Source organism: Serratia sp. 506_PEND (genome assembly GCF_001076875.1).
In the GTDB taxonomy this organism is placed as follows: Bacteria; Pseudomonadota; Gammaproteobacteria; order Enterobacterales; family Enterobacteriaceae; genus Serratia; species Serratia marcescens.
The window spans coordinates 902-6,940 of record NZ_JVEL01000362.1 but is presented as its reverse complement, the minus strand read 5'-3'; the positions used below and the strand labels follow the sequence as shown (position 1 = coordinate 6,940).

6 protein-coding genes and 1 pseudogene are annotated in these 6,039 nt (G+C 60.9%); 4 read left to right on the top strand and 3 right to left on the bottom strand.

Annotated elements, in window-relative coordinates; genetic code table 11:
• Positions 1 to 545: pseudogene (locus ADK28_RS11710) on the top strand (polyurethanase); the annotation flags it as partial.
• A gap of 59 nt (positions 546 to 604) precedes the next feature.
• On the opposite strand, the gene ADK28_RS11705 reads toward ADK28_RS11710, so the two are convergent.
• The 3 genes from ADK28_RS11705 to ADK28_RS11695 form a co-directional block, all read right to left on the bottom strand.
• Positions 605 to 1,501: an aldo/keto reductase gene (locus ADK28_RS11705; protein WP_004931312.1), complete on the bottom strand. Its 897-nt coding sequence runs from the start codon at positions 1,499 to 1,501 to the stop codon at positions 605 to 607.
• A gap of 99 nt (positions 1,502 to 1,600) precedes the next feature.
• Positions 1,601 to 1,840, bottom strand: a complete 240-nt coding sequence (locus ADK28_RS11700) for a DUF1289 domain-containing protein (RefSeq protein WP_015377731.1) — start codon at positions 1,838 to 1,840, stop codon at positions 1,601 to 1,603.
• A gap of 23 nt (positions 1,841 to 1,863) precedes the next feature.
• On the bottom strand, positions 1,864 to 2,793 hold the full coding sequence (locus ADK28_RS11695; RefSeq protein ID WP_187178368.1) for a LysR substrate-binding domain-containing protein: 930 nt from the start codon (positions 2,791 to 2,793) through the stop codon (positions 1,864 to 1,866).
• A 139-nt stretch (positions 2,794 to 2,932) separates the two neighbouring features.
• On the opposite strand from ADK28_RS11695, the gene ADK28_RS11690 reads away from it, so the two are divergent.
• The 3 genes from ADK28_RS11690 to ADK28_RS11680 all read left to right on the top strand — a co-directional run.
• A complete protein-coding gene (locus ADK28_RS11690; protein WP_048795721.1) occupies positions 2,933 to 3,574 on the top strand; it encodes an NAD(P)-dependent oxidoreductase in 642 nt (213 codons plus the stop codon).
• A 139-nt stretch (positions 3,575 to 3,713) separates the two neighbouring features.
• Complete coding sequence (gene eptA, locus ADK28_RS11685) at positions 3,714 to 5,351, top strand: phosphoethanolamine transferase EptA (protein ID WP_016927921.1); 1,638 nt, start codon at positions 3,714 to 3,716, stop codon at positions 5,349 to 5,351.
• A gap of 103 nt (positions 5,352 to 5,454) precedes the next feature.
• Positions 5,455 to 6,039 (top strand): TetR/AcrR family transcriptional regulator (locus ADK28_RS11680; protein WP_048795720.1); only part of this gene is annotated, 585 nt, incomplete at its 3' end.

Below are 6,039 nucleotides of genomic sequence, written 5' to 3'. Positions count from 1 at the left end.
CGCTTTACCTGCGCGACGCCAAGGGCGGCATTACGCTGGCGGACGACATCAGCACCCTGCGCAGCAAAGAAACCTCCTGGCTTATTTTCAACAAAGAAGTGGATCATCAGGTAACCGCCGCCGGATTGAAGTCGGACTCAGGCCTCAAAGCCTATGCCGCCGCCGCCACCGGCGGTGACGGCGATGACGTCCTGCAGGCTCGCAGCCACGACGCCTGGCTGTTCGGCAACGCCGGCAACGACACGCTGATCGGCCACGCCGGCGGCAACCTGACCTTTGTCGGCGGCAGCGGCGATGACATTCTGAAGGGCGTCGGCAACGGCAACACCTTCCTGTTCAGCGGCGATTTCGGCCGCGATCAGCTGTATGGCTTCAACGCCAGCGATAAACTGGTGTTTATCGGCACCGAAGGCGCCAGCGGCAATATCCGCGATTACGCCACGCAGCAAAACGACGATCTGGTGCTGGCCTTCGGCCACAGCCAGGTCACGCTGATCGGCGTCTCGCTCGATCACTTCAGCACCGATCAGGTGGTGTTGGCCTAAGCATCGGCATAAAAAAAGCCGGGCGCTTTCGTCGCCCGGCTTTCCTCTTTCTGCCCGCCTTAAGGCACGTCATACCCCAGCGCCGCCTTGCGAATGCGGAACCACTGCTGGCGGCTCAGCACCAGTTTCTGCGCCTTGAGCGCCGAACGCACCCGCTCAATCTTGCCGGAGCCGATGATTGGCAACGGCGACGACGGCAGGCGCATCACCCAGGCGTACACCACCTGCTCGATGGTCTCCGCGCCGATCTCTTGCGCCACCCGCTGCAGCTCGTCGCGCAGCGGCTGAAACTCGGCGTCGTTGAACAGGCGCCCGCCGCCCAGGCAGGACCAGGCCATCGGCTTGATGCGCAGTTGCTGGCACTGGTCAAGCGTGCCGTCGAGAATGGCCGGTTGGTGAATCGGCGAGATCTCCACCTGGTTGGTCGCCAGCGTGAACGGCAGACGCGACTGCAGCAGTTGGAACTGCGCGGGCGTAAAGTTGGAGACGCCGAAATGGCGCACCTTGCCGCTTTTGTGCAACGCAACGAAGGCTTCGGCTACGTCGTCAGCGTCCATCAACGGATCCGGGCGGTGGATCAGCAGCAGATCGAGGTAATCGGTATGCAGATGGCGCAGCGACTGTTCCGCGCTCTGCACGATATGATCGCGGTCGGTGATGTAGTGGCCGATCGGGTTGCCGGGCTTGGCGGTGGTGGCGATGCCGCACTTGGTCACCAATTCCAGCGACTGACGCAGCGCCGGCTTCAGGCGCAGCGCGTCGCCGAACGCCTGTTCGCAGGCATAGCCGCCGTAGATATCGGCGTGATCGGCGGTGGTGACGCCCAGTTCGACATGCTGTTCGATGAACGTCAGCAGCTGCTGCGGCGACATGCCCCACTCCATCAACCGCCAGTAACCGCAAATCATGCGGGAAAATTCAGGCCCCTGCGGCGCGAGACGAATACGTTCTACCATTGCGAAAACCTCATGACATTAGTTGTCAGCCAGCATACACAAGCCGGTGAGGCACAGGGAAGCGGTAAGCCACACGAACGTGCGGCAGATCAGGAAAGGTTAAAACAGCGACGGCTGCTCCGGCAGCGGCTCGTCGGGCGCTTTATTGGCGCGCTGCAGCCGCAGGAAGCGTTGACGGCACAGGCGCAGCACCTCGCGCTTTTGCGCATCGCTCATGTTCATCCAGCCGAAACGCTCCTCGCGGCTGCGCAGGCAGCCACGGCAGAATCCACGATCGTCGGCCTGGCAAATGCCGCGACACGGGCTGGGGATGTCGAAAAACTCAAGCTGCTGCGCCACGAGGCTCCTCCTGCGTTCTCTTGCTAATTGAAGACGCCATCGCCGCCGCTGGCAAGTCCCTTTTCGCCATTGCGGCGAAAATAGTCGCGCAAATAGCGCAGCGCCTGGCGGCTTTTTTCCGGCACATTGCGCTCGAGCGTCAGCGCATGCAGCCGCAGCGCCGCCGGCCGCCACTCCGGCAACAGCAGCAACAGCTCGCCGCGCTGCAGTTCGTCGCCAATTTCATACAGCGGCTGAGCGGAAATGCCCAGCCCGGCGCGGGTAAAGGCGCGCATCACGTTCATGCTCTCGCTGACGATCTGCCCTTCCGCCAGCCGCAGCTTGACCTGCTGGCCGGACTGGTGCAGCAAATCCAGATGCGCCCCGCTGTAGCCGCTGGAAATCCAACGGTGCTGTACCAAATCCTGCGGTTTTTCCGGCACCCCATGCTGGCTGAGGTAGCGCGGTGCGGCGCACAGCACCATCGGCCACGCCGTCAGCGGATGCGCGATCATATTGGCGTCAGCCAGCTGACGGTTGGCCCGCAGCGCAATGTCGACCCGCTGTTCTATCATATCGACGATGCGATCGTCCGCCAGCACGCGCAGCGTGAGCTTGGGATGCGCCTGCAACAGCGGCGACAGCGCCTCCGCCAACGAGCGGCCGCCGATGCCGACCGGGGTGGCGATGCGCAGCTCACCCACCAGCGTATCCCGCAGCTCAGCCAACCGCTGCTCCGCCTGCAGCGCCTGTTGCAGCATCGCCTCGCAGCCGGGATAGAACGCCGCTCCCGCCTCGGTCAGCGCCAGACGGCGGGTGGAACGATGCAGCAACGGCACCCCAAGCGCCTTCTCCAGCGAGCGCATGTGCTGGCTGACCGCCGACGGCGTCATGCCCAGACGCCGCGCCGCACCGGCCAGCGAGCCCTCCGCCACCACGGTGGCGAATACCGCCATTCGATTGAGTTTATCCACGATTATGAAGTTTTACTTAATCAAGAAAGCATGAATATGGCACTAATCACGGCTATTGTTAAGGACTAGAGTAGAAACCACGCGGCAGGCACATCGGCCTGCCTCACGATACTGAACCTATCCCCGAAGGAGCATACAGATGAAAGTAGCCATTATTGGAGCAACCGGTTTTGTTGGCCGCCGCGTGGTGGATGAAGCGCTGGCTCGCGGTATTCAGGTGATGGCAATCGCGCGCCAGAAAAAAGATTTGCCGGAGCACGCCAATCTGACCGTCGCACTGGGCGACGTCGCCGACACCGCCTGGCTGGCGGGACAATTGCGCGGCCAGGACGCGGTGATCAGCGCCTACAACCCAGGCTGGGGCGAAGACAACCTGTATGAGAAAACCACCCGCGGCGCCCAGCAGATCCTCACCGCGGTCGAGCAGGCCGGCGTCAAACGCCTGTTGGTGGTCGGCGGAGCCGGCAGCCTGGAAGTGGCGCCGGGCGTTGAACTGGTGGATACGCCGCAGTTCCCGGAAAATATCCGCCCCGGCGCGCAGGCGGTGCGCGATCTGCGCAACAAACTGCGTAACGAGTCGGCACTCGACTGGACCTATCTTTCGCCGGCCGCCCTGCTGGAGCCGGGAAAACGCACTGGCCAGTTCCGTCTCGGCACCACGCAACTGCTGATGAACGGCGACGCGCCGGCCAGCATTTCGGTGGAAGATCTGGCAGTCGCTATCGTTGATGAGATTGAAAAACCTCAGTTTATTCGCGCGCAATTCACCGCCGCCTACTAAACTGCCCTGCCGCCAGGCCGCTCGGCCTGGCGGTTTTCACGTATTCTCCGTCGCCAGTATTCTGAATTTCTAAGGTTTTCTTAAGTTTCATCCGGTAGATTTCACGACATTATCTACTTTCAGGATCCCGACATTGGCAATGTGGTTACGTCAACGCTTACAGTGCAACAGCCTCGGTTTTACCCTCGCCGCCGCCCTGTTCTTCACTCTGTTTCAAAACGCGTTATTCCTGCATCGCGCCTGGTCGTATATCACCTTCGATAGCGTCCACAGCGTGATTTTCGCGGCCAGCATGCCGGTGGTGATCTTCTGTGCGCTGAATATTATCTTCAGCGTGTTGACCGTGCCCTACCTGCGCAAGCCGTTGATCATCTTTTTCTTGCTCGGCAGCGCCGCAGCCAACTATTTCATGTTCAGCTATGGTGTGGTGATCGATGGCAACATGATGCAAAACGCCTTCGAAACCAACCCCCAGGAGGCGACCGCGCTGCTGACGCCGCGCATGGGATTGTGGCTGGCTCTGCTCGGCATTCTGCCGGCGGTGGCGGTCTGCTTCACCCAAATTCGCCAGACTCGCCCCTGGTGGTACATGGTCGGGCTGCGCGCCGCCAACGTCATGCTGTCGTTGGTAGTGATCCTGATCGTCGCCGCGCTGTTCTACAAAGACTACGCTTCGCTGATCCGCAACAATAAAAGCGTGGTGAAGATGTTGACGCCTTCCAACTTCGTGGCCGGCACCATCAAGTTTACCGAACAGCGTTACTTCACCCGCAATCTGCCGCTGGTCAAGATCGGCGAAGATGCGCGTAAAGGGCCGCTGATCGCCAGGCAGACCAAGAAAACACTGGTGATCCTGGTCGTGGGCGAAACCGCCCGCGCCGAAAACTTCTCCCTCGGCGGTTACGGGCGCGAAACCAACCCGCGCCTGAAGCAGGACGACGTGGTCTACTTCAAGAACGCCAGTTCCTGCGGCACCGAAACGGCGATCTCCGTGCCCTGCATGTTCTCCAACATGCCACGCAAGGAGTACGACGCGACTCAGGCGACGCACCAGGAAGGCATGCTCGACGTGCTGGCGCATGCCGGCGTCAATGTGCTGTGGCGCGATAACGACGGCGGCTGCAAAGGCGCCTGCGACCGGGTGCCGCACATCGACATGACCAAGCTGAAACTGCCGCAGGACTGTGACGGCGAGGTTTGCATGGACAACGTGCTGCTGTACAAGCTGAACGACTACATCAATAGCCTGAAAGACGATGGTGTGATCGTGCTGCACCAGATGGGCAGCCACGGCCCGGCTTACTATCGCCGCAGCACGCCAGAGTTCCAGGCGTTTTCACCGACCTGCAACAGTAATCAGATCCAGGATTGCAGCCATGAACAGTTGGTGAACACCTACGACAACTCAATCCTGTATACCGACGCGATGCTCGATGCCACCATCAAGCTGCTGCGGCAATATGACGATCGGTTCAATACCGCGCTGGTCTATTTGTCCGATCACGGCGAATCGCTGGGGGAGAACGGCATGTATCTGCACGGCACGCCTTATGTCTTCGCGCCGAGCCAACAAACGCACGTGCCTTTCCTGATGTGGATGTCGGCCGACTATCAGCGCAATTTCGACATCGATCGCCAGTGTCTGAATACGTTGGCGGAAAAGGACGAGGTTTCACAGGACAACCTGTTCCACACCCTGTTGGGCATGCTGAACGTACAGACCCGCGAATATCAATCCCAGTTGGATATCCTGCAGCGTTGCCGCAACGCGGCGTAGCGCTTAACTTCCGCGTGCCGCTGGGGCACAATGTCGTGCAGACAAACCGGCGTTTTGTGCGCCGGTTTTTTTATTCCCATTGACCTAGACCAATCGGTCTATTATGCTCGGCACCATGATGACCAAATCAACGCATTGCAACGTGGATACACGTGAACATCTGCTCGCCACCGGCGAAACCCTCAGCCTGCGCCTGGGCTTTACCGGCATGGGGCTGAGCGAACTGCTGGCCACCGCGGGCGTGCCGAAAGGCTCGTTCTACCACTATTTTCGCTCGAAGGAAGCCTTCGGCGAAGCGATGCTGCAGCGCTATTTCGCGCATTATGATGCAGAAATGCAGGCGCTGTTTGCCGACAGACGCGGCGATGCCCGCCACCAGCTGCTCGGCTATTACGCCCAGGCTATCAGCTACCACTGCCGCAGCGAATGCCACAACGCCTGCCTGGCGGTGAAACTTTCCGCCGAGGTGAGCGATCTGTCGGAACCGATGCGCCATGCGCTGGAAACGGGCACCGCTCGCGTGATCGGCCATCTGCAGGAGGCCATCGAGCGCGGTATCGCCGAGGGCTCGCTGTCGGTGGCCATGAGCCCGGCGGCGACCGCAGAAACGCTGTATTCACTGTGGCTCGGTGCCTCGCTGCGCGCCAAGATCCGTCATTCGCTGGCGCCGTTAACCAGCGCGCTGGAA

Excerpts from the sequence above, each read along its gene's own strand:
- ADK28_RS11705 (WP_004931312.1), bottom strand. The coding sequence starts at position 1,501 with ATGGTAGAACGTATTCGTCTCGCGCCGCAGGGGCCTGAATTTTCCCGC.
- ADK28_RS11690 (WP_048795721.1), top strand. The coding sequence starts at position 2,933 with ATGAAAGTAGCCATTATTGGAGCAACCGGTTTTGTTGGCCGCCGCGTG.
- eptA (WP_016927921.1), top strand. The coding sequence starts at position 3,714 with ATGTGGTTACGTCAACGCTTACAGTGCAACAGCCTCGGTTTTACCCTC.